The organism is Pseudomonas sp. BW16M2 (genome assembly GCF_014268865.1).
GTDB lineage: Bacteria > Pseudomonadota > Gammaproteobacteria > Pseudomonadales > Pseudomonadaceae > Aquipseudomonas > Aquipseudomonas peradeniyensis.
The window spans coordinates 1-26,106 of the sequence record NZ_JABWRI010000049.1 but is presented as its reverse complement, the minus strand read 5'-3'; the positions used below and the strand labels follow the sequence as shown (position 1 = coordinate 26,106).

Sequence of the window (26,106 nt, the reverse complement as noted above, 5' to 3'; positions counted from 1 at the left end):
CAGACCCCGGTCACCGTCACCCTGTCCAATGGCCAGACCGTCACCATCGAGGCCGGCAAGTCGTCCGGCAGCGTCGACTTCCAGACTCCGGCCAACGACGTCTACAACAACGGCAGCACCGTAAGCACCACGATCACGGGGGCAACGGGTGGCAACTTCGAGAAACTGGAGCCGAACCCGACGCCAGCCGAGACGCTGATCAACGACTCGATCGACACCACCACCGCCACCCTGACCGCGACCCCGAGCGTCACCGAAGGCGGTGTGATCACCTACACCGTGACCCTGACCAACCCGGCCCAGACCCCGGTCACCGTCACCCTGTCCAATGGCCAGACCGTCACCATCGAGGCCGGCAAGTCGTCCGGCAGCGTCGATTTCCAGACCCCGGCCAACGACGTCTACAACAACGGCAGCACCGTCAGCACCACGATCACGGGCGCAACAGGCGGCAACTTCGAGAAACTGGAGCCGAACCCAGCACCCGCAGAAACGAAGATCAACGACTCGATCGATACCACCACCGCCACCCTGACCGCGACGCCGAGCGTGACCGAAGGCGGCGTGATCACCTACACCGTGACCCTGACCAACCCGGCCCAGACCCCGGTCACCGTCACCCTGTCCAACGGCCAGACCATCACCGTCAAGGCCGGCGAAAGCACCGGCAGCGTCGACTTCCAGACCCCGGCCAACGATGTGTTCGTCAATGGCAGCACGGTCAGCACCAGCATCACCGGTGCCACCGGCGGCAACTTCGAGAAGCTGGAGCCCGACACCACGCCGACCCAGACCGTGATCAGCGACAGCATCGACACGGTGACCGTCAGCATCGCCAGCAATGGCAACGTGACCGAGGCCGAGCAGCCGACCTTCACCGTGTCGGTCAGCCAGAAGCTCGACCATGACCTGACCGTGACCCTGTCCAATGGCGCCACCGTGGTCATCAGCGCCGGCCAGACCCAGGCCACATACAGCCTGCCGGCCCAGGGCGACGACGTGTTCAAGGACGCCAGCTCGGTGACCCTTGGCGTGACCGATGCCAGCGTGGCGGGCAAGACCTTCGAGAACCTGCAACTGGGTGGCGATGCCACCGTGCAGATCACCGACACCGTCAGTGAAGTGGTCGCAACCCTCACCGCCGACAAGACCACTGTGTCCGAAGGCGGCCAGATCACCTATACCGTGACCCTGACCAATGCCCAGGGTCTGTCGGTCACTGGCCACAATGGCCTGACCTTCACTTTGACCGATGGCACCAAAGTCACCATTCCTGCGGGCAGCGCCAGCGGTACCTTTACCATCACCGCACCGGATGACGTGTTCGTCGGCGGCCAGCCTTCGATCGTCAACAAGATCGAATCGGTTGCCGGTGGCGATAACTTCGAGAAGCTGACCCTTGGCGACAACTCGGTCACCACAAACGTGACTGACGAGCCAGGTACCGGTACTCCAGGCACTGACAACCAGGGCGACAAGGTCACCGTCACCATCGTTGGCAAAGGTGACGTCACCGAAGACCAGCAGCCGGCCTTCACCGTCAAGGTCAGCCAGAAACTCGACCATGACCTGACCGTTACCCTGTCGAACGGCGACAAAGTCGTCATTCCGGCCGGCCAGACCGAGGCCGAGTACAAGGCGAAAGCCCAAGGTGATGACGTCTTCAAAGACGGTGACACCCTGACCGTCGGCATCACCGATGCTGCCGTCGACGGCAAAGCCTTCGAGAACCTGGAACTGGGCGGCAACGCCTCGGTTCAGATCACCGATACCGTCAGTGAAGTCGTTGCGACCCTGACCGCCGACAAGACCACCGTCACCGAAGGCGGCCAGATCACCTACACCGTCACCCTGACCAACGCCCAAGGTCTGCCGGTCAACGGCCACAATGGCCTGACCTTCACCCTGACCGATGGCACCAAGGTCACCATTCCGGCCGGCAGTGCCAGCGGCACTTTCACCATCACCGCGCCGGACGATGTGTTCGTCGGTGGCCAGCCGAGCATCGTCAACAAGATCGAATCGGTTGCCGGTGGCGATAACTTCGAGAAGCTGACCCTCGGCGACAACAACGTCACCACGACCGTGACTGATGAACCGGGCACCGGCACTCCGGGTACCGATAACCAGGGTGACAAGGTCACCGTCACCATCGTCGGCAAGGGCGATGTCACCGAAGACCAGCAGCCGGCCTTCACCGTCAAGGTCAGCCAGAAACTCGACCATGACCTGACCGTTACCCTGTCGAACGGCGACAAAGTCGTCATTCCGGCCGGTCAGACTGAAGCCGAGTACAAAGCGAAAGCCCAAGGTGATGACGTCTTCAAGGACGGTGACACCCTGACCGTTGGTATCACCGACGCTGCCGTTGACGGCAAGTCCTTCGAGAATCTGGAGCTGGGCGGCAACGCCTCGGTGCAGATCACCGACACCGTCAGCGAAGTCGTCGCAACCCTCACCGCCGACAAGACTACCGTCACCGAAGGTGGCCAGATCACCTACACCGTCACCCTGACCAACGCCCAAGGTCTGCCGGTCAACGGCCACAACGGCCTGACCTTCACCCTGACCGATGGCACCAAGGTCACCATTCCGGCCGGTAGCGCCAGCGGCACCTTCACCATTACCGCACCGGACGACGTGTTCGTTGGTGGCCAACCGACCATCACCAACAAGCTGGAAGGTGTCACCGGCGCCGACAACTTCGAAAAACTGACCCTGGGTCAGGACGAAGTGAAGACCTCCGTCACTGACGAACCGGGCACCGGCACTCCGGGCACCGACAACCAGGGCGACAAGGTCACCGTCACCATCGTCGGCAAAGGCGATGTGACCGAAGACCAACAGCCGGCCTTCACCGTCAAGGTCAGCCAGAAACTGGACCACGACCTGACCGTTACCCTGTCCAATGGCGACAAGGTCTTGATCCCGGCCGGCCAGACCGAAGCCGAGTACAAGGCCAAGGCTCAGGGCGACGACGTCTTCAAAGACGGCGATACCCTGACCGTCGGCATCACCGATGCCGCCGTCGATGGCAAGGCCTTCGAGAATCTGGAGCTGGGCGGCAACGCTTCGGTCCAGATCACCGACACCGTCAGTGAAGTGGTCGCGACCCTCACCGCCGACAAGACCACCGTCACCGAAGGCGGCCAGATCACCTACACCGTCACCCTGACCAACGCCCAAGGTCTGCCGGTCAACGGCCACAATGGCCTGACCTTCACCCTGACCGACGGCACCAAGGTCACCATCCCGGCCGGTAGCGCCAGCGGTACCTTCACCATCACCGCCCCTGACGACGTATTCGTCGGCGGCCAACCGAGCATCGTCAACAAGATCGAGTCGGTTGCCGGTGGCGACAACTTCGAGAAGCTGACCCTCGGCGACAACACGATCACCACGACCGTGACCGATGAGCCAGGCACTGGAACTCCAGGTACTGACAACCAGGGCGACAAGGTCACCGTCACCATCGTTGGCAAAGGCGATGTCACCGAAGACCAACAGCCAGCCTTCACCGTCAAGGTCAGCCAGAAACTCGACCACGACCTGACCGTGACCCTGTCGAACGGCGACAAAGTCGTCATTCCAGCCGGCCAGACCGAGGCCGAGTACAAGGCGAAAGCCCAAGGTGATGACGTCTTCAAGGACGGCGACACCCTGACCGTCGGCATCACCGATGCCGCCGTTGATGGCAAGTCCTTCGAAAACCTGGAGCTGGGCGGCAACGCCTCGGTGCAGATCACCGACACCATCAGTGAAGTGGTTGCGACCCTCACCGCCGACAAGACCACCGTCACCGAAGGCGGTCAGATCACCTACACCGTAACCTTGACCAACGCCCAAGGCCTGTCGGTCACTGGCCACAATGGCCTGACCTTCACCTTGACCGACGGCACCAAGGTCACCATTCCAGCCGGCAGCGCCAGCGGCACCTTCACCATCACCGCCCCTGATGATGTATTCGTCGGCGGCCAGCCTTCGATCGCTAACAAGATCGAAGGCGTCAGCGGCGCGGACAACTTCGAGAAGCTCACGCTGGGTGACAACACCGTCACCACGAGCGTGACCGATGAGCCTGGCACCGGCACTCCAGGTACCGACAACCAAGGCGACAAAGTCACCGTTACCATCGTCGGCAAAGGCGATGTCACCGAAGACCAACAGCCAGCCTTCACCGTCAAGGTCAGCCAGAAGCTCGACCATGACCTGACCGTGACCCTGTCGAACGGCGACAAAGTCGTCATTCCCGCCGGTCAGACCGAAGCCGAGTACAAGGCCAAGGCCCAAGGCGATGACGTCTTCAAAGACGGCGATACCCTGACCGTCGGCATCACCGATGCCGCCGTTGATGGCAAGGCCTTCGAGAATCTGGAGCTGGGCGGCAACGCTTCGGTCCAGATCACCGACACCGTCAGTGAAGTGGTTGCGACCCTGACCGCCGACAAGACCACTGTGTCCGAAGGTGGCCAGATCACCTACACCGTCACCCTGACCAACGCCCAAGGTCTGCCGGTCAACGGCCACAACGGCCTGACCTTCACCCTCACCGACGGCACCAAGGTCACCATCCCGGCCGGCAGTGCCAGCGGCACCTTCACCATCACCGCTCCGGACGATGTGTTCGTCGGTGGCCAGCCAAGCATCGTCAACAAGATCGAGTCGGTTGCCGGTGGCGACAACTTCGAGAAGCTGACCCTCGGCGACAACTCGGTTACCACGACCGTGACCGATGAGCCGGGCACTGGCACTCCAGGTACCGACAACCAGGGTGACAAGGTCACCGTCACCATCGTCGGCAAGGGCGATGTCACCGAAGACCAGCAGCCGGCCTTCACCGTCAAGGTCAGCCAGAAGCTCGACCATGACCTGACTGTGACCCTGTCCAACGGCGACAAGGTCGTGATCCCGGCCGGCCAGACTGAAACCGAGTACAAGGCGAAAGCCCAAGGCGACGACGTCTTCAAGGACGGCGATACCCTGACCGTCGGCATCACCGATGCGGCCGTCGATGGCAAGGCTTTCGAAAATCTGGAGCTGGGTGGCAACGCCTCGGTTCAGATCACTGACACCGTCAGTGAAGTCGTCGCGACCCTCACTGCGGACAAGACCACCGTCACCGAAGGTGGCCAGATCACCTACACCGTGACCCTGACCAACGCCCAAGGTCTGTCCGTCACCGGCCACAACGGCCTGATCTTCACCTTGACCGACGGCACCAAGGTCACCATTCCAGCCGGCAGCGCCAGCGGCACCTTCACCATCACCGCCCCTGACGATGTATTCGTCGGCGGCCAGCCTTCGATCGTCAACAAGATCGAAGGCGTCAGCGGGGCAGACAACTTCGAGAAGCTGACCCTCGGCGACAACTCGGTCACCACAAACGTGACCGACGAGCCGGGCACTGGCACTCCAGGCACCGACAACCAGGGCGATAAGGTCACCGTCACCATCGTCGGCAAAGGCGATGTCACCGAAGACCAGCAGCCGGCCTTCACCGTCAAGGTCAGCCAGAAGCTGGACCACGACCTGACCGTGACCCTGTCCAACGGCGACAAAGTCGTCATTCCAGCCGGTCAAACCGAGGCCGAGTACAAGGCGAAAGCCCAAGGTGATGACGTCTTCAAAGACGGCGACACCCTGACCGTCGGCATCACCGATGCCGCCGTCGATGGCAAGTCCTTCGAAAACCTGGAGCTGGGCGGTAACGCCTCGGTGCAGATCACCGACACCATCAGTGAAGTGGTTGCGACCCTCACCGCAGACAAGACCACCGTCACCGAAGGCGGCCAGATCACCTACACCGTGACCCTGACCAATGCCCAGGGTCTGCCGGTCAACGGCCACAATGGCCTGACCTTCACCCTCACCGACGGCACCAAGGTCACCGTTCCAGCCGGCAGCGCCAGCGGCACCTTCACCATCACCGCCCCGAGCGACGTATTCGTCGGCGGCCAGCCCTCGATCGTGAACAAACTTGAAGGTGTCAGCGGCGCGGACAACTTCGAGAAGCTGACCCTCGGCAAGGAAACACTCACCACCACCGTCACTGATGATCCGGATACCGGCAACAAGGTGTCCGTCACCATCGTCAGCAACGGCGATGTCACCGAAGACCTGCAGCCGTCCTTTACCGTCAAGGTCAACCAGAAGCTGGACCAGGACCTGACCGTCACCCTGAGCAACGGCGCCAAGGTGGTGATTCCGGCTGGCCAGACCCAGGTCGAATACAAGGCGGATGCCCAGGGCGATGACGTCTTCAAGGATGGCAGCTCGCTGACCGTCGGCATCACCGATGCAGTCGTTGATGGCAAGACCTTCGAGAATCTGGAACTGGGCGGCAACGCCACCGTGCAGATCACCGACACCGTCAGTGAGGTCGTCGCGACCCTCACTGCCGACAAGACCACCGTGTCCGAAGGCGGCCAGATCACTTACACCGTGACCCTGACCAATGCCCAGGGTCTGCCGGTCAACGGCCATAATGGCCTGACCTTCACTTTGACCGACGGCACCAAAGTCACCATTCCTGCGGGCAGCGCCAGCGGTACCTTTACCATCACCGCACCGGATGACGTGTTCGTCGGCGGCCAGCCTTCGATCGTCAACAAGATCGAGTCGGTTGCCGGTGGCGACAACTTCGAGAAGCTGACCCTCGGCGATAACACCGTCACCACGAGCGTGACCGACGAGCCGGGTACCGGCACGCCAGGTACCGACAACCAGGGCGACAAGGTCACCGTCACCATCGTTGGCAAAGGCGATGTCACCGAAGACCAACAACCAGCCTTCACCGTCAAGGTCAGCCAGAAGCTGGACCACGACCTGACCGTGACCCTGTCCAATGGCGATAAGGTCGTGATCCCGGCTGGCCAGACCGAAGCCGAGTACAAGGCCAAGGCCCAAGGTGATGATGTCTTCAAAGACGGCGATACCCTGACCGTCGGCATCACCGATGCCGCCGTCGATGGCAAGGCTTTCGAAAATCTGGAGCTGGGCGGCAACGCTTCGGTCCAGATCACCGACACCGTCAGCGAGGTCGTCGCGACCCTCACTGCCGACAAGACCACCGTGTCCGAAGGCGGCCAGATCACTTACACCGTGACGCTGACCAACGCCCAAGGTCTGCCGGTCAACGGCCACAACGGCCTGACCTTCACCCTCACCGACGGCACCAAGGTGACTATCCCTGCCGGCAGCGCCAGCGGGACCTTCACCATCAATGCGCCAGACGACGTGTTCGTCGGCGGCCAGCCTTCGATCGTCAACAAGATCGAAGGCGTCAGCGGCGCGGACAACTTCGAGAAACTGACCCTCGGTGACAACACGATCACCACGACCGTGACCGATGAGCCGGGCACCGGCACGCCGGGCACCGACAACCAGGGCGACAAGGTTACCGTTACCATCGTCGGCAAAGGCGATGTCACCGAAGACCAGCAGCCGGCCTTCACCGTCAAGGTCAGCCAGAAGCTGGACCACGACCTGACCGTGACCCTGTCGAACGGCGACAAAGTCGTCATTCCAGCCGGCCAGACTGAAACCGAGTACAAGGCGAAAGCCCAAGGCGACGACGTCTTCAAGGACGGCGATACCCTGACCGTCGGCATCACCGATGCGGCCGTCGATGGCAAGGCTTTCGAAAATCTGGAGCTGGGTGGCAACGCCTCGGTTCAGATCACTGACACCGTCAGTGAAGTCGTCGCGACCCTCACTGCGGACAAGACCACCGTCACCGAAGGTGGCCAGATCACTTACACCGTGACCCTGACCAACGCCCAAGGTCTGTCCGTCACCGGCCACAATGGCCTGATCTTCACCTTGACCGACGGCACCAAGGTCACCATCCCGGCCGGCAGCGCCAGCGGCACCTTCACCATCACCGCTGCGGACGACGTCTTCGTCGGCGGCCAGCCTTCGATCGTCAACAAGATCGAGGGTGTCAGCGGCGCGGACAACTTCGAGAAGCTCACGCTGGGTGACAACACTGTCACCACGAGCGTGACCGACGAGCCGGGCACTGGCACTCCAGGCACCGACAACCAGGGCGACAAGGTCACCGTCACCATCGTCGGCAAAGGCGATGTCACCGAAGACCAGCAACCGGCCTTCACCGTCAAGGTCAGCCAGAAGCTCGACCATGACCTGACTGTCACTCTGTCCAACGGCGACAAGGTCGTGATCCCGGCCGGCCAGACCGAAGCCGAGTACAAGGCCAAGGCCCAGGGCGACGACGTGTTCAAGGACGGCGACACCCTGACCGTCGGCATCACCGATGCGGCCGTCGATGGCAAGGCTTTCGAAAATCTGGAGCTGGGTGGCAACGCCACCGTGCAGATCACCGACACCATCAGTGAAGTCGTGGCCACCTTGTCCGCCGACAAGACCACCGTGTCCGAGGGCGGCCAGATCACCTACACCGTGACCCTGAGCAACGCCCAGGGCCTGTCGGTTACCGGCCACAACGGCCTGACCTTCACCCTGACCGATGGCACCAAGGTCACCATTCCGGCGGGCAGCGCCACCGGAACCTTCACCATCAATGCTCCAGACGATGTATTCGTCGGTGGTCAGCCGACCATCAGCAACAAGATCACTGGCGTCACCGGTGCCGACAACTTCGAGAAACTGACCCTCGGTCAGAACGAAGTGAAGACTACCGTCACCGACGAACCAGGTTCGGGCACCCCAGGCACCGGCAACCAGGGCGACAAGGTCTCGGTCACCATCGTCGGCAATGGCGATGTCAACGAAGCCCAGCAGCCATCGTTCACCGTCAAGGTCAGCCAGAAGCTCGACCAGGACCTGACCGTCACCCTGAGCAATGGCGCCAAGGTGGTGATCCCGGCCGGCCAGACCCAGGTCGAGTACAAGGCCGCCGCCCAGGGCGACGACGTGTTCAAGGACGGCAGCTCGCTGACCGTAGGCGTCACCGACGCCACGGTCACCGGCAAGACCTTCGAGAACCTCGAGCTGGGCGGCAACGCCACCGTGCAGATCACCGATACCATCAGTGAAGTCGTGGCCACCTTGTCCGCCGACAAGACCACCGTCAGCGAAGGTGGCCAGGTCACCTACACCGTGACCCTGACCAACGCCCAGGGCCTGTCGGTCACCGGTCATAACGGCCTGACCTTCACCCTGTCCGACGGCACCAAGGTCACCATCCCGGCTGGCAGCGCCACTGGCACCGCCACCATCAACGCGCCGGACGACGTGTTCGTCGGCGGCCAGGCCACCATCAGCAACAAGATCACCGGCGTCACCGGTGCCGACAACTTCGAGAAACTGACCCTGGGTCAGAATGAAGTGAAGACCTCGGTCACTGACGAACCGGGCTCGGGCACTCCAGGCACCGACAACCAGGGCGACAAGGTCTCGGTCACCATCGTCGGCAACGGCGATGTCAACGAAGCCCAGCAGCCATCGTTCACCGTCAAGGTCAGCCAGAAGCTCGACCAGGACCTCACCGTCACCCTGAGCAATGGCGCCAAGGTGGTGATCCCGGCCGGCCAGACCCAGGTCGAGTACAAGGCGCCGGTCCAGGGCGATGACGTGTTCAAGGACGGCGGCCCGCTCACCGTCGGCATCACCGATGCCAGCGTGGTCGGCAAGACCTTCGAGAACCTCGAGCTCGACGGTTCGGCCACCGTGCAGATCACCGACACCATCAGCGAAGTGGTCGCGACCCTGTCCGCCGACAAGACCACGGTTGCCGAGGGTGGCCAGTTCACCTACACCGTGACCCTGACCAACGCCCAGGGTCTGTCGGTCACCGGCCACAACGGCCTGACCTTCACCCTGACCGACGGCACCAAGGTCACCATCCCGGCAGGCAGCGCCACCGGCACCGTGACCATCACCGCCAAGGACGACGTGTTCGTCGGCGGCCAGCCGAGCATCGTCAACAAGATCGAGTCCGTCACCGGTGGCGGCAACTTCGAGAAGCTGACCCTCGGCAGCAATACCCTGACCACCACGGTGACCGATGAACCGGGCTCGGGCACCCCAGGTACCGGCAACCAGGGCGACAAGGTCTCGGTCACCATCGTCGGCAATGGCGATGTCAACGAAGCCCAGCAGCCATCGTTCACCGTCAAGGTCAGCCAGAAGCTCGACCAGGACCTGACCGTCACCCTGAGCAATGGCGCCAAGGTGGTGATCCCGGCCGGCCAGACCCAGGTCGAGTACAAGGCCGCCGCCCAGGGCGACGACGTGTTCAAGGACGGCAGCTCGCTGACCGTAGGTATCACCGACGCCACAGTCACCGGCAAGACCTTCGAGAACCTCGAACTCGGCGGCAACGCCACCGTGCAGATCACCGACACCATCAGCGAAGTCGTGGCCACCTTGTCTGCCGACAAGACCACCGTTGCCGAGGGCGGCCAGATCACCTACACCGTGACCCTGACCAACGCCCAGGGCCTGTCGGTCACCGGTCACAACGGCCTGACCTTCACCCTGACCGACGGCACCAAGGTCACCATCCCGGCCGGCAGCGCCAGCGGCACCTTTACCATCACCGCCGCGGACGATGTATTCGTCGGCGGTCAGCCGACCATCAGCAACAAGATCACCGGCGTCACCGGCGGCGACAACTTCGAGAAACTGACCTTGGGTCAGAACGAAGTGAAGACTACCGTCACCGACGAGCCAGGTTCGGGCACCCCGGGCACCGGCAACCAGGGCGACAAGGTCTCGGTCACCATCGTCGGCAACGGCAACGTCACCGAAGACCAGCAGCCGTCGTTCACCGTCAAGGTCAGCCAGAAACTGGCGCAGGACCTGACCGTGACCCTGAGCAACGGTGCCAAGGTGATCATCCCGGCTGGCCAGACCCAGGTCGAGTACAAGGCCGCAGCCCAAGGCGACGACGTGTTCAAGGATGGCAGTTCGCTGACCGTCGGCATCACCGATGCCACGGTCACCGGCAAGACCTTCGAGAACCTCGAGCTGGGTGGCAACGCCACCGTGCAGATCAGCGACACCATCAGTGAAGTCGTGGCCACCCTGTCCGCCGACAAGACCACCGTCAGTGAAGGCGGCCAGATCACCTACACCGTGACCCTGACCAATGCCCAGGGCCTGTCGGTCACCGGCCACAACGGCCTGACCTTCACCCTGACCGATGGCACCAAAGTCAGCATCCCGGCCGGCAGCGCCAGCGGCACCTTCACCATCACCGCCAAGGACGACCCGTACGTCGGCGGCCAACCGAACATCGTCAACAAGATCGAATCGGTCGCCGGCGGCGACAACTTCGAGAAGCTGACCCTGGGCAGCAACACCGTCACCACCAGCGTCACCGACGAGCCGAGCGGCCAGGGCGACCTGACCACCGTCAGCATCAGCGGCGACACCTCGGTGACCGAAGGCGATACCGCCCACTACAACCTGACCCTGAGCAACCCGTCGAAGTCCGAGGTGACCATCACCCTGACCTACAGCGGCACCGCCACCGACGGCCAGGACTTCACCGGTGTGGTCACCGTGAAGATCCCGGCGGGTAGCAGCGGCACCACCTTCGACATCAAGACCATCGACGACAAGCTGGTCGAGGGTTCGGAGAACTTCACGGTCAAGATCAGCGGCGCCACTGGCGGCGGCTTCGAGAACCTGCAGGTCGACGCCGGCAAGTCCAGCGTCACCACCACCATCATCGACAACGACCACGCGCCGGTGTCGACCGGTGGCGCCGTGACCGGCAGCGAAGACACCGACTACGTGTTCAAGTGGGGCGACTTCAACGTCAGCGACGCCGATGGCAACACCGGCCTGTCGGTGACCATCAGCAAGCTGCCGGACCTGGGCAGCCTGAAGTTCTTCAACGGCACTTCGTGGGTCGATGTGTCGCTGAACCAGAACATCAGCCAGGCCGACATCGCCGCCGGCAAGCTCAAGTTCGTGCCTCTGGCCAACCAGTCCGGTGTCGACGGCTATGGCGGCAGCGGCGTGGGCAACAAACAGGCCGACTACACGCAGATCAAGTACAAGCCCAACGACGGCACCAACGCCGGTAGCGAAGTGACCATGAAGGTCGATATCGCGCCGGTGGCCGACAAGCCTGACCTGAACATCGGCAACAACAACGTCAACTCCATCGGCCTGCTCAAGGAAACCTGGAACAGCCTCACCGGCCTGGGTAGCGGCGGCAACGGCATCACCGGCGATGCGCTGAAGAACGTCTTCGCCAACTCCGGCAATGCCAGCAAGAGCGAGACCGTCACCGGCGTCGACACGGTCGCCACCGTGTCGCCTGGCACAGGCTCGAAGACCTCCGGCCTGATCTATCTGGAAGCCGGCAAGACCTATGCGTTCAGCGGCACCGCCGACGACAGCCTGCAGATCGTCGTGGGTGGCAAGAACGTCGCCAGCGGCACCTGGGGCTCGGGCAGCGGCGCCATCTCCGGCAGCTTCACCCCAACCACCAGCGGCTACTACACCCTGGAGATCTACAACGCCAACCAGGCTGGCCCCGGCAGCCTGGACGTCAACATCAAGGTGGGCAACGGCGCGGTCACCGACCTCAACAGCTCGAACATCCCGATGTACCCGAGCGTCAAGGACCTGACCAACGCCGGCGTGACCGTCGGCGACCTGCACGGCAGCAACAACCAGGGCTACTACGACGGCTACAAGCTCAACGAAGGCAGCGAGAACGGCGCCCCGGTCAAGCTGGTGGGCATCAGCACCAACCTGACCGACACCGATGGCTCCGAGTCCCTGAGCGTCAAGCTCAGCGGCATCCCGGCAGGCTCGGTGCTGGCCGACAACGCCGGCCACACCATCACCGTCGGCAAGGACGCGGTGGACGTCACCGGCTGGAACCTGGGCAGCCTGACCATCAAGCCACCGGCCTACTACGCCGGCCAGTTCGACGTGAAGGTCAGCTCGACCTCCACCGAGAGCGTCGGCGGCAGCACCGCGACCAACGAAGGCACCATCAAGGTCACCGTCTACCCGCAGTCCTACACCACCAGCAACCTGTCCTCGGACAGCGACAACATCACCGGCACCGACGGCAACGATGTGGTGGTGGCCGACGTCACCGGCCTGCACGTGGTGCCGGGCCAGGACTACAACCTCGCCTTCATCGTCGACACCTCGGGCAGCATGGGCTCGTCCGGCGTGGATGCGGCGAAGAAGTCCCTGGAGTCGGTGTTCAAGACCTTGGCCGCCAGCGTCAAGGGCGACCAGTCGGGTACCGTGAACATCCTGCTGGTGGACTTCGCCACCCAGGTCAAGAGCAACGTTGCGGTGACCCTGAACGATGCAGGCCTGCAAACCTTGCTCAATGCCCTGAACAACCTGCGGGCAGACGGCGGCACCAACTACGAGGACGCCTTCAAGACCACCGCCAACTGGTTCCAGAACCTCAAGGATGGTGGCAATACCGGCAGCAACCAGACGTTCTTCATCACCGATGGCAAGCCGACCTACTACCAGACCAACGAGAATCCCAACCCGACCCTGGGCACCTCGGGCATCACCCTGGACACCTTCCTGGCCTCGATCAACTACAAGCCGGGCATGGCGTTCAACGACTACATCGACAGCAGCAGGACCAACTACGTCAGCATCGACAACGCCGGCAACCTGCAGGTGCAGTACATCAGCGGCAGGAACTGGAAGTACGGCGTCTCCGGCGAGCTGCACGCCGAAGGCAACGGCACCTACGAGCTGTCTTCGCGTGGTGGCCTGGGCTACGACACCAACAGCACCACCACGAGCAACTCGCAGGACAGCTTCAAGCTGCTCTCGGGCCTGTCCGAGGTCGAGGCCATCGGCCTCAACAACGGCGTCAACACCAACGACCTGAAGCCGTACGACACCGACGGCAAGCCGCAGACCAACATCGACCCAAGCAAGCTGGCCGAGGCCATCCTTGGCCATACCGAAGTCACCCAGCCGGGCAACGACACGGTCAACGGTGGCGACGGCAACGACATCATCTTCGGCGACCTGATGGTCTTCGACGGTGTTGCCGGCACCGGCGTCGAGGCGATCCGCGGCTATGTCGCCGACAAGCTGGGCGTCGACGCGGGCAGCGTGGACGCACGGGCGATGCACAAGTACATCACCGAGAACTACGCCGAGTTCGATGTCTCGCGCAGCAACGACGGCGCCGATACCCTGCTGGGCGGCAACGGCAACGACATCATCTTCGGCCAGGGTGGCAACGACTACATCGACGGCGGCAAGGGCAACGACATCCTGTTCGGCGGTGCCGGCAATGACATCCTCATCGGCGGCAAGGGTGACGACATCATGACCGGTGGCAGCGGCGCCGACACCTTCGTGTGGAAGGCCGGCGACCTGGGCAAGGACGTGATCAAGGACTTCAAGGCCAGCGAGGGTGACCGCCTCGACCTGAGCGACCTGCTCCAGGGCGAGAAGGCCAGCACCATCGACAACTTCCTGAAGATCACCACGGTCAATGGCGAGTCGACCCTGCAGGTCAGCACCGAAGGCAAGCTCAACGCCGCCGGTGGCCTGGCCAACGCCGACGTGACCATCAAGCTCGAGGGTGTGAACTGGTCCAACACCACGATCAACTCGTTGATCAGCGGTGCCGACCCGACCATCAAGATCGACAACTCCAACAGCTGATCCCTCACCCCCGACCTCGGCCCGCAAGGGCCGGCGTCGGGGGCGCGGGCTTTTCCAGCCATCCCTTCACGCGCATACTCGTGCATCGGGCTTACATGCCCGGTGAACTTTGCCTATGCTGCTGACTACCAAGAAGGATTCATCGTGACGAGGGACGCCGCCATGTTCTACGTGCAACGCGACGCTGACGGCCGTTTGCTGCGGGTGGAGGCCGCCGGATTTGACGGGTTTACCGACATCCTCCCGGCCGACCATGCCGAGATTCAGGAATGGTTCGCCGACGACGTGGTGGAGAACAGCCTCAAGCAGCTCAAGCAGAGCGACCTGGACATGATCCGGGTACTGGAGGACCTGATCGAGGTACTGACCGCCAAGGGCGTGTTCAGCATCACCGACCTGCCACCCGGCGCCCAGGCCAAGCTGCTCAGTCGCGCCAGCGCACGTGAGGCGCTGGGCGGCCTGAACAACCTGATCGAGGAAGATGAGAACGGCGGGTTGATCTGATCACACGGCCCTTGTATGCACCTGTGGGAGCGGGTGAACCCGCTCCCACAGGGTTCCATTCAACGCCAGGGGGCCGGCCCACCTACCAGTTGCCCTTGAATCCCCTGCACGCCCATCTCCCGTAGTACCTTCAGCTCCCCTTCGGTCTCCACCCGCTCGGCGATCAATGGCAGGTCAATGCTGTGCGCCGCGCGCTGGATGGCCTCGATGAACAGGCGCTTGTGCCGCTCCTGGTCGATGTTGCGGATATAGCCACCGTCGATCTTCAGGTAGGCCAGGCCCAGGTGGGCGAGGTTGCCGATCATGCTGAAGCGCCCGCCGAAACGCTGCAGCGCCAGGCTGAAGCCCAGCGCGCGCAGGCGTCGGGTCAGTTGCTCCAGCACCGATTGCTCGGGCAACTGCTCCTCGCCGATCTCGAAGGTCAGCCGCCGTCCCAGCGCCCCATGCTGCCCAAGCAGCTCGTAGACCCGCTGCAGCGCCTTGGGATCGGCCAGGGTCGCGGCCGACAGGTTCAGCGCCAGCGCCTCGCCATGCCCCTGCAAATGCCTGAGCACTTTCTCCAGCACCAGCAAGTCCAGGCGCGCCATCCAGCCGAAGCGCTCCAGCCACGGCAGGAAGCGGCCGGCAGCCAGGGCTTCGCCCTGCTCGTCGTGCAGGCGCGAGATGACCTTGTAGTGCAGCACCCGCTCCGGCGCCCTGGCATCCACGACGGGTTGGAAGAACAGCTCGAACTGCCCCTTGCCCAACGCCTGGTCCAGGCGCGTGTGCCAGGCGTGATGGCTGTCGGCGGCCTGGCCCGCGACGCCCTGCTCCAGGCACACCCAGCCCGGCGCGGGCTGGCTCTCGGCGCGGGCCAGGGCCTCGTCGGCGAGCTTGAGCAGCGCTTGCGGGGCATCCCCGGGGCTGTAGGGCGCCAGGCCGATACAGGCCACCGGGTCGACATCGCTGGCGCCGGTCTCGTGCAGGCTCTGCAAGGTGGTCTCCAGGGCCTGGGCCAGCTGGATCGCTTCGTCATGCACCATCCCCGGCGCCAGCACCGCGAACTCGCCGCCACGGCTGCGGGTGATCAGGTCGTTGGTCTCGGGGAAGTTCGCGCAGGTGCGGCGCAACTGCTCGCCCACCGCCTGCAGCAGCTGGTCGGTGCGCTGGCCACCCAGGCGCGCGTTCAGGCCCGCCAAGTCCTGGACCCGCAGCAACAGCAGGTAGCCAGCACGGGCCTCCTCCAGATTGCTGACCCGGGCGTTAAGCTGCATTTCGAAGTAACGACGGTTGGCCAACCCGGTAAGGCTGTCCTGGTACGACTCGGCACGCAGCTTCTCGCTGCGCTCGGCCTGCTCGGTGAACAGCGCCTTGAGTTTCTCGACCATCTGGTTCATCGCCTGCACCACCCGACGCAGCTCGGGCGTGCGCGGCAATTCCGGCAGGCTGAGGAACTCACGGCGGGCAATGGCGTGGGACTGCGCCACCATGTAGTCGAGCGGCCGCAGCTGGCGGCGCAACAGCAGCGCCCCGAGCACCGCGCTCGCCGCGCCGCACAGCAGCAGCCAGCCCAGGCTGCCCAGGGCGCTCTGCCAGAGCTTGGCCAGGGCGAACATCGGATGGCTGATCACCTCGACCCGCGCCGCCTGCTGCCAGCCGCGGCTGACGATGGCGTCGCCACCGGCCGGGTCCAGGCCGATCAGCTGGATGAACCAACCCGGCACGCCTCCCGCGTCGGGCTCGGCGTGGCGCTCGACCAGCACGGCATTGGAGTCCAGGTCGATAACCTTGATGCTCGAATAGTAACCACTGTCGAAGATCGAACTGACCATCAGCTCGACCATCGCCGGGTCGTCGATGTTCGGTGTCAGCGACAGCGCCAGCGCGGTCGCCGCATCCTGGGCATGGGAGCGCAGCTGGTTGACGTACTGGCTGCGCGAACTCTCCAGGCTGACCATGAAGCTGCCACTGAAGGCGACCACCAGGAACAGGCAAATGGCTAGCAGCAATTGTTTGAACAGTGACATCTGTGCTCCTTCAGTAAACCGGTTCGGCCGGGAACCCTTCGGCCTGCATTTTCTTCAGCAAGTCCTGCCACCGCGACAGGCGCTTGGTGTCGCCGACCTTCTTGTTGCCGCCAGCGCCGGTCAGCCACAGGCCTTCACCATTGAAGGCATACACCGGCAGCAGGTCGGTGCGCTGGCTGGCCGGCTTGATCGCGTCCATCAGGCTGTCGAGCACCAGAGGCTGGGCCTGTGGGCTTGAATAATAGGTCAGGACCATATGCGCACGGTTCTGGCGCAAGGCCTTGACGTAGGTGATGCGCAGTTTCTCCGCCGGGATGCCCATGCGCCGCAGGCTGAAGTACTTGGCGATGGCATAGTCCTCGCAGTCGCCCGCGCCCTTGATCAGCGACTGCACCGGCGTGGCCCAGTAGTCGACCTCATGCCACAGGTCGATGTCCTCGACGTAGCGCAACTGCTTGTTGAAGAACAGGTTGACCACCTGCAACTGCTCCAGCTCGCTGCCCTGCTTCTGCGCCGTCAGCAGGTTCTGCCAGGCATCGATGCGTCCCTGGCCCGGCCCCAGCGGGCCATACAATGCCTGCGCACGGCGGCTGATCTGCGAGAAGTCCCAATCCGCCTGGGTTGCGCCCAGCCACAGGCAGCCGAGCAGCACGGCCAGGCCGAGCCGGCGTGCGGTCGCATTGAGAGGCCAAGGTATCGCCACTGCGGACACCTGTTCAGATCAGTCGAAAGCAGCGATGGTGCGGGCTGGCGCGGGAAAAGACAATGGCACCGGGTGCCCGTGCTGCCAACTGTCGGCAAACCCGCTTCGTACAAGGGCTGGCGACCTTGGCCATCTTCCCAATGCCGGCAACTTGCTTCACGATAGCCGCGTTTCGTGAGTGCGCCATGGCGCACCCGCTTGATCAATCCGTTTGACAAGCGCCCCCTTCCCTCACTAGGGTTATTGGATCCAATTTTCATGTTGCCGAGGCGAACCCCGCGTGGCTGAGAAACCCAAACTCCTGAGCACCGTGCTGGGCAGCGAGCAGGTACAGCCGCACCTGGCCCGCAGTGTCATAGAAGAGCGCCTGCGCAGTGCCATCCTCGACGGCCGCCTGCCACCGGGCACCGCCGTGCGCCAGCAGGAGCTGGCGACCCTGTTCGGCGTCAGCCGCATGCCCGTGCGCGAGGCGCTGCGCCAGCTCGAGGCCCAGTCACTGCTGCAGGTGGTGATGCACAAAGGTGCGGTGGTGGCGCCACTGATCGGCGAGGACGCCGTCGACACCTACGCCCTGCGCGTGCTGCTCGAGACCGAGGCGCTGCGCCAGTCGATCCCCTTGCTCGATGCCGACGACATTGCCCAGGCCAGGGCATATATACACCAGCTGGAGAACGAGACCCGCCACGCCGAGATCGGCCGGCTCAACCGCCTGTTCCACATGGCCCTCTACAGCAAGGCGCAGAACCAGAAACTGCTGCGCATGATCGAGATCGAGCTTAACGAGGAGGAACGCTTCCTGCGCTTCCACCTGTCCTCGATGGGGCTGGGCAAGCTCACCCAGGACGACCACATCGCCCTGGTCGACGCCGCCAGCGACAAACTGGTGGACAGGGCCATCGAGCTTCTGGAAGAGCACCTGAATCACGCCGCGCGCACCATCAGGAGCTACCTCGACAGGCAATCGGGCAACTGATCCTGCTCAACCGCGCAGCCGACCTCAGCGACCGCGTCGCTGCGCAGACACGATCCGCCACAAGGAACGGCAGTGCACGTGCAGACGCGACAGGAAATCACGCCCGACCAGCCGTCCAGGATTCGCCTGATCTGCCTGGCCAGCACCCGGCAGCAACTTGCCCAGTATCGTACCTGGGCCAGGACCCTCAGCGACCCCATCGAACTGGTCGCGGTCGATGTCCCGAGTATTGCCGACCTGGAACAGTCCGCCGCGCTGCCCGTGGCCGGGCGCCTGACCCAGGCCCTGCGCGAACAGCTTCAGCCCTATCTCGGACAGCCCCACGCCCTGTTCGCCCAGGGACTTGGCGCACACATCGCCCTGGCCCTGATCCAGCAGGTGCAGGTGGCTTGCCCGGGGCAGACCCGTCACTTGTTTGTTTCAAGCTGTGACAGCCCACAGTTCAGCACGACCAACCTGCCCTTGCATGTGCCGATGACCGTGCTCTACCCGCCTGGCTCCCTGGCGGCGATGCTCGGCTGGCACAGCCTGGTGCGTCGGGAGCTTGAGCTGATCGAGTTGCCGATGCCATCGGTCGATGCCTCGTTGCTCAACCAGCGCCTGGTGCGCATCTTCAACAGCCACCTCGGGCTGCTCAGCTACTGACCCTTCCCCTGCCCTCCTGGCGCTGACCAAGCGGATATTTCCTCTGCCCTGCCTGTTGCCGGCCATGGCAGTGCCAGCATTTTGGGCACACTCTACTCCCCGCAGCGGCCGCTGATCATCAGACGTGGACCTGGCCGCCTGCCTCCTCATTCACCTGCAGAAGGAATCTGGCACCAGGGCAAGGACCGCACGCGATCAGCCGCCCTCCAATAGTCACTCTCCCATCTCCGTTCATCAGTGCTCCGAGTGAGGCATTCACTCTGTGTCTATTTTTCTGATCGTTATTTATCGGAAGGAGCACATATTGCCAAAATAAAACTTACTCAAAGTTTTATTCGGGCACTTATATTTCAAGAAAAGTCCGAGCACAAAATAATCAAAAAAACAATTGCGACGAACTTTGGAGTTGTTCTAACTTTTATAGCGCCAGCCAAGGGCGGCCAGGCGTCACCGTGGACGTCATGCCAGACAAGCCCTGCCGGCCTCTATCCGTTGTTCGAAGTCGAAATTTCATTCGAGGCACCCCTTCGCCTGGAATTTATATAACGAACAATGTGCAGAGCAACTTAACCCCTGAATGCCACCCATAACGGACCTCATCATGAGCACATTGAAGCGCACACTTTCCGACAAGAAACATGAACTTTCCCTGCACCCGCTATTTTCCGAAATCGACTCGCTGCAGACACTGCGCCGATTCATGGAAACCCATGTTTTTGCAGTCTGGGACTTCATGTCACTGACCAAGCGCCTGCAGCAGGAGCTGACCTGCGTCAGCCTGCCCTGGCTACCACCGGCGGACCCGGCCGCAGCACGTCTGATCAACGAGATCGTGCTGGGCGAAGAATCGGATGACCGCCTCGACCACGGCCACTACAGCCACTTCGAGCTTTACCTGGATGCCATGCGCGAGGTCGGCGCCAGCACCCAGGCCATCGATCGCTTCATCAGCCTGCAGCAGCAGGGCATCACGGCCATCGAAGCCCTGCAGCGCTGCGGTGCCAGTGAAGCCGCCCAGCGATTCGTCCGCGACACCCTCGAGGTGGCCCTCGACGCACCGGCCCATCGGGTCGCGGCCGCCTTCCTGCACGGCCGGGAAAGCGTGATCCCGGCGATGTTCCAGCAGATCCTCGACGAGTGGGGCATCGGCACCGAGCAGGCGCCGACCTTCCGTTACTACCTGCAACGCCACATCGAGGTGGACTCCGAGGACCACGGGCCTGCCGCCGAACAGTTGCTGGCCCGGCTGGTCGACCACGACCCGCTGCGCCAGGAAGACGTCTACGTGGCCGCCATCGCCGCGGTGGACAGCCGCATGGCGCTGTGGGACCGCCTGCGGGCTTCGCTGCAGACGCCTGTCGCCGAGGTCACCCCATGAATGCCCTCGAGTACCGCTCCTTTGCCGAGGCCTGGGAGGCTCGGGCGACCATCCGCACCCGGCCCCGGCGCCTGGTGGAGGATGACCAGCGACTGATCTACCCCCTGAGCCGCCAACCCCTGGTACTCGGCGCGACGTTCCAGCGTGAATGTCCGCAGCTGCGTGATTTCGTGCTGGTGCAAAGCCTCTACAAGTTCATCAACGATGTGGTGATCTTCGAGACCGAGATCGTCGACCGCACCGCCCGGCGCATCGCCAAGGACCGCTTTGCCGTGCGCTTTCCGTTCGCCTGCCGCTACGACGCGATGACCGTGGTGGTGGACGAGGACTATCACGCCCTGGTGGCGATGGACTTCCTGCAGCAGACCATCGCCCTGACCGGCATCGAGCCGATCGCCCTGCCCCAGGAGATCGAACTCAGCCGCGCCATCCCGGCCGTGTTGGACCAGGTGCCCGAGGCGCTGCGCGATGCGCTGGAGCTGATCTGCGTGGGCATCGCCGAGAACACCCTGACCGACGATGTCGCGGCCTTTGCCAAGGACGACTCGGTCAAGCCCTCGGTGAAGGGACTGATGGCCGATCACCTGCTGGATGAAGGCCGTCATTCAAGCTTTTGGGCACGACTGACGCGCATCTACTGGCACACCGCGCCGCAAGCAGATCGCCAGGCGATTGCCAAGGTGCTGCCGCTGTTCCTGCGCCAGTACCTGACCAGCGACATCCAGCAGGCGTTCGACTGTGCCCTGATCGCCGCCCTACCGGTGAACGAAACGGTGCGCCAGGCCCTGCGCGATGAAGCGCAAGGCCTGGCCTACCCGATCAATCACCAGCATCCGCTGCTGGGCAACATCCTGCGTTTCTTCCGCAGCAGCTCGATGCTCGAGTCGCCCTGCGTGCAAGACGCCTTGCGCGATTACCTGCCCTGAGGACCTGGACATGAGACGCCTCGACATACTCCTGGTGGGCTTCAGTCCCACCCTGGAGGCATTCGCCCGCCTGCTCGACGAGCACGGCCATGGCTTGGCCACCGCCGACAGCGCGCAAGCCTTGCACCAGCACCTGTCGACCCGGCCGGACCTGGTGGTGGAAGACGGCAGCCTGGCCCTGGGCAGCAGCGACTGGCAGCCCCTGGCTGACACGCCGCTGCTCAGGCTGCGCCTGGGCGCCAGCTTCGCCGAGCCCCTGCCGCAACTGGAAGCCCTGTGCTGGTGCGGCAGTGCCAACGCCCAGCGGCTGATCCAGCGAGCGGCGATCCACCCGCCAAGCTCCGGCAACGGCCAGCAGTTGCATGAAGACGCCCTGCAGGCCTTGTGTGATCAACTGGCCCTGCAGGTCACCCGTTTTGCCCGCAATCCGGCGCATCTGCAGGAAGCGCCCGCGGTAAGCCCCGGCGACCAGGAGCGCGAGCATGGCCTGGACTGGCTGGAGGCACTGGCCTACCGCCACCCGTTCAACCGCACGCTGCGCGCCGACCTGCTGGAGAAGGCCGAAACGAACCTGGTCGAAACACTGGAGCACAGCCTGCGCCTGCATGCCGAATACTCTGCCCTGAACCACGCCGGCCAGCGTTCCACCTATCGCCAGCTGCATGCTCGCACCGTCGCCATCCAACAGGCCCTGGCGCCGTTGCTGCCCGAAGCCGGAGAACAACCGCCGGTGGTCGCCGTGTGCATGGACAAGGCGCCCGACCTTTATGCCAGCCTGCTGGCGGTTCTGGGCTGCGCCGCTATCTACCTGCCGCTGGACCCGGCAACGCCGGCCGAACGATGCCAGTCGATCCTCGAGGATGCCGGTGCCTGCGTCGTGCTGCATGACGGGCATGTGCCTGTGGATATCCCCCATGTGGATGTTCGCAGCCTCGCAACGACGTCAGACATGCCGTTGCCTGGCTTGGCGCTGCGCCAGGCCGGCGCCGAGCAGGCCTGCGTGGCGATCTACACCTCCGGCACCACCGGCCAGCCCAAGGGCGTGCTGCTCAGCCAGCGCAACCTGGCGCACTTCATGGCCTGGTACCGCGAGCATGTGGCCCTGGACGGACACAGCCGGGTGCTGCAGTTCTCCACCATCGGCTTCGATGCCTCGCTGCTGGACATCCTGCCGACCTTCGCCTGCGGTGCCGAACTGGTGCTGCCCAGCGAGGACCAGCGCCGTGATCCGCAGCAGCTGGTACAACTTATCCACAGCCAGGAAGTCAGCCACGCGTTCCTGCCACCGGCCCTGCTGAGCATCCTGCCCCGCGATCTCCACCTCGGCCTGCGCCACCTGATCACCGGCGGCGACGTCTGTGAGCCAGAGGTCATCGCCCGTCTCGCGGGGCAGTGCCGGATGCACAACATCTACGGGCCGACGGAGACCACCGTGCTGGCCACCACCCGGGTGTTCGCGAGTGCTGACAGCAACCGCAACCTGGGCTTGCCGATCGCCAACACCCAGGTGCTGATACTCGACCAGGCACTGCAACCGGTAGCGGAGCAGACACCGGGCGAGCTGTACATCGCCGGGCCCGGTGTCGGCCTGGGCTACCTGAACAAGCCGGCACTGACCGCCGAACGCTTCGTCGAGCTGAGCCTGCCCGCCGGCCGCACGCTGCGTGCCTATCGCACCGGAGACATCGGCAAGTGGACCGCCCAGGGTATTGAACTGTGCGGACGGCGTGACAACCAGGTGAAGATCCGAGGTTTCCGGGTCGAGCCCGAGGAGATCGAGCACTGCCTGCGCGACAGCCACCTGTTCGCCCAGGTAGCGGTGGTGATCGACGCACAGCGCCGGATCCTGGCCTTCCTCGCCTATCCGCAGCGGGCCGATGCACAAGCCTTGCTGCGCGATCATGCCGAACGGCACCTGCCCGACTACATGCGCCCGATGTTCTACCAGGTGCTGGAGCACATGCCCTATACGGCCAACGGCAAGGTAGACCGCCGAGCGTTGTCGGCGCGGCCACTGACCCTGCCAACGAACGCGCGCATCGCGCCGGCGACCGAGACAGAAAAGCGCCTGCTACAGCTGTGGAGCGAATTGCTGGAGCTGCCGCCAGCTGACATCTCCATGGACGACAGCTTCTTCAACCTAGGCGGGCACTCGATCCTGCTGTCGCGCCTGTTGCTGGAGATCCGGGAACACTTCGGCCAGGGTGTGGCGATCAACCGTTTCATCGAGCAGCCGACCCTGCAGCGCCTGGGCGCGCTGCTCGACGGCAACGATGATGCGCTGCAGACCTCCCTGGCGCGCCTGGAGCAGGACGCCAACCGCGATCTCGGCCTGCAGGTGCTGCCGATGGAGCGTCTGGGCGATGTGCACAAGGTCATCGTCACCGGGGCCAACAGCTTCCTTGGCGTGCACCTGGTCGAAGCCCTGCTGGAGTGGGGCGCCACCGAAGTCGCCTGCCTGGTACGCCGCGCCGGTGGGCAGTCGGCCGAGGAGCGCTTCGCCCAGGCCTTGCGGGACAACCACATTGTCCTGGACCTGAGCCGCGTACGGGTGTTCGAGGCGGACCTGCGCAAGCCGCTGCTGGGCTTGTCCCAGGCCGCTTACGACGACCTGGACAACCACTATGGCGCCCTGCTGCACAACGCCGCGCAGGTCAACCATGTGCTCGACTACGAGGTGCTGGCCGCCGACAACATCGAGCCTTTGTTCGAGTGCCTGCGGCTGTGCGAAGGCCGCCGCAAGAAGATCTTCAACTTCGTCTCGACCCTGTCCGCGTGCAGCGCGGTGGACAACGACGGTCGCGTGCTGGAAAGCGATCCAGCCAGTACCCCGCCGATCTACATCCGCAATGGCTACAACCTGAGCAAATGGGTCGGCGAGCGCATCCTCAGCCGCGCCCGCGAGCAGGGCGTGTGGGTCAACCTGTTCCGCCCCGGCAACATCACCTTCGACAGCCGCACGGGCGCCTGCCAGCCCCAGCGCAACCGGCTGATGCTGATGCTCAAGGGCTCGCTGCAACTGGGCCAGGTACCGGGGCTGGAGATCGACTTCGACCTCATGCCGGTGGACTTCCTGTCCCGTTTCATCGCCTTCCATAGCAGCCGCCACCAGGCTGGCCAATGCGTGTTCAACCTGCACAACCCCGAACCGCTGCGCTGGCGTGACTACCTGGCGTCGTTCCATGCACAGGGCCACGCCTTCGAGCTGGTCAGCGTCGAGCAGTGGCAACGCCAGTTGGCCCGGGTCGACCGCGACAACGCGCTGTACGACGTCCTGGGCTTCTATCTGGACGGCTTCGAGGAAGACATCGGCGACATCTCCGGTATCGCCCACGACAACGCCCGTGCCGGCGTTCAGCGCATGGGCGCCCGTTACCCGAGCAAGGACCCGGCGCTGCTCAGCCGCGGCTGCCGCTACCTGGCCGACATCGGCTTCATCTGACCCCTTTTATCCACAACAGGAGCAACATCCCATGCAAGCACTCAAACCCGACACCCTGATCCGCAACCCGCAAGGCTGCCTGGTGGTTTCCAGCGTCGAAATCGCCGCCCCGGCCGCCAGCGTGTGGAACATCGTCGGCAACTTCGCCGGCTTCCCGGTGTTCATCCCTGCGCTGGCGCACATCGAGATGACCGGCAGTGGCGTGCGCTCGGTGCGCAAGAAACTGTTCAAGGATGGTAACGTGGTGATCGAGCAGTTGAACAGCCGTGACGAGCAGGCCATGCACATGACCTGGAGCCTGATCTACACCAGCCTGAATATCGGCAACCTGTGGGCCGCCATGCAAGTGCAGGCGATCGACGCCAGCCGCAGCCGTGCGACCTGGACCATCCAGGCCGAGCCCTGGGAAGGTGGTCCAGAGGCCCTGCCGGGCTTCCAGGCGTTCCTGCAGGGCTTTGCCGATGAGGCGATGGGCAATGTGCGCAATCTGCTGAGCTGATACCACTGGCGGGGCGTATGCCCCGATAGCAAAAAGGCCGCTCCCAATCGGGAGCGGCCTTTTTTTGTCTTGGATATCAGGGGTCGGGGGATAACTGTTCGGGCTGCGACAGGTTTTCAAGTACCAGCAGCGTGGGAGCGGGCTTGCCCCGCGATGCGGTGTATGGCACCGGCTTCGCCGGTGATCGCGGGTCTAGCCCGCTCCCACGCTGCTGATGCTTGCAACTTTGTTCCCTGCGCGACAGTACAACCCAAGAGGCTGGACGATCGTCTACGGGATCAACGCCATCGAACCCCTGAAAAGACAAAGCCCCCGACCGCATCGCGATCAGGGGCTTCGGAATTGAATCTTGACGATGACCTACTCTCACATGGGGAAACCCCACACTACCATCGGCGATGCATCGTTTCACTGCTGAGT

At 63.7% G+C, this 26,106-nt stretch carries 10 protein-coding genes; 8 read left to right on the top strand and 2 right to left on the bottom strand.

The window, feature by feature from the left end:
- On the top strand, positions 1-14,610 hold a 14,610-nt coding region (locus tag HU735_RS26075), incomplete at its 5' end, for an immunoglobulin-like domain-containing protein (RefSeq protein ID WP_238349905.1).
- A gap of 162 nt (positions 14,611-14,772) precedes the next feature.
- Positions 14,773-15,114: a tryptophan synthase subunit beta gene (locus HU735_RS26070; RefSeq protein ID WP_186716325.1), complete on the top strand. Its 342-nt coding sequence runs from the start codon at positions 14,773-14,775 to the stop codon at positions 15,112-15,114.
- A 59-nt stretch (positions 15,115-15,173) separates the two neighbouring features.
- Here HU735_RS26070 and lapD read toward each other — a convergent pair whose 3' ends face one another.
- Positions 15,174-17,120 (bottom strand): cyclic di-GMP receptor LapD, encoded by a 1,947-nt coding sequence (lapD, locus tag HU735_RS26065; protein WP_186716324.1) that lies wholly within the window; start codon positions 17,118-17,120, stop codon positions 15,174-15,176.
- 10 nt (positions 17,121-17,130) lie between these two features.
- A complete protein-coding gene (lapG, locus tag HU735_RS26060) occupies positions 17,131-17,832 on the bottom strand; it encodes a cysteine protease LapG (protein WP_186716315.1) in 702 nt (233 codons plus the stop codon).
- A 271-nt stretch (positions 17,833-18,103) separates the two neighbouring features.
- Here lapG and HU735_RS26055 point away from each other — a divergent pair, with 271 nt between their 5' ends.
- From HU735_RS26055 to HU735_RS26030, 6 genes are all read left to right on the top strand, one after another.
- Entirely contained in the window at positions 18,104-18,796 is a 693-nt protein-coding gene (locus HU735_RS26055) for a GntR family transcriptional regulator (RefSeq protein WP_186716314.1), read from the top strand.
- A gap of 78 nt (positions 18,797-18,874) precedes the next feature.
- Entirely contained in the window at positions 18,875-19,441 is a 567-nt protein-coding gene (locus HU735_RS26050) for a hypothetical protein (RefSeq protein WP_186716313.1), read from the top strand.
- Between the two features lie 601 nt (positions 19,442-20,042).
- Positions 20,043-20,819 (top strand): DUF3050 domain-containing protein, encoded by a 777-nt coding sequence (locus tag HU735_RS26045; RefSeq protein WP_050707499.1) that lies wholly within the window; start codon positions 20,043-20,045, stop codon positions 20,817-20,819.
- Entirely contained in the window at positions 20,816-21,745 is a 930-nt protein-coding gene (locus HU735_RS26040) for a diiron oxygenase (protein ID WP_186716312.1), read from the top strand. The genes HU735_RS26045 and HU735_RS26040 overlap by 4 nt, the downstream gene beginning before the upstream one ends.
- A gap of 10 nt (positions 21,746-21,755) precedes the next feature.
- Positions 21,756-25,187, top strand: coding sequence for an amino acid adenylation domain-containing protein (locus HU735_RS26035; protein ID WP_186716311.1), 3,432 nt, complete (start codon positions 21,756-21,758; stop codon positions 25,185-25,187).
- Between the two features lie 31 nt (positions 25,188-25,218).
- The gene (locus HU735_RS26030) at positions 25,219-25,686 is read left to right on the top strand and encodes an SRPBCC family protein (RefSeq protein WP_186716310.1); all 468 of its coding nucleotides are present in this window, start codon (positions 25,219-25,221) and stop codon (positions 25,684-25,686) included.
- Positions 25,687-26,106: the final 420 nt, after the last annotated feature.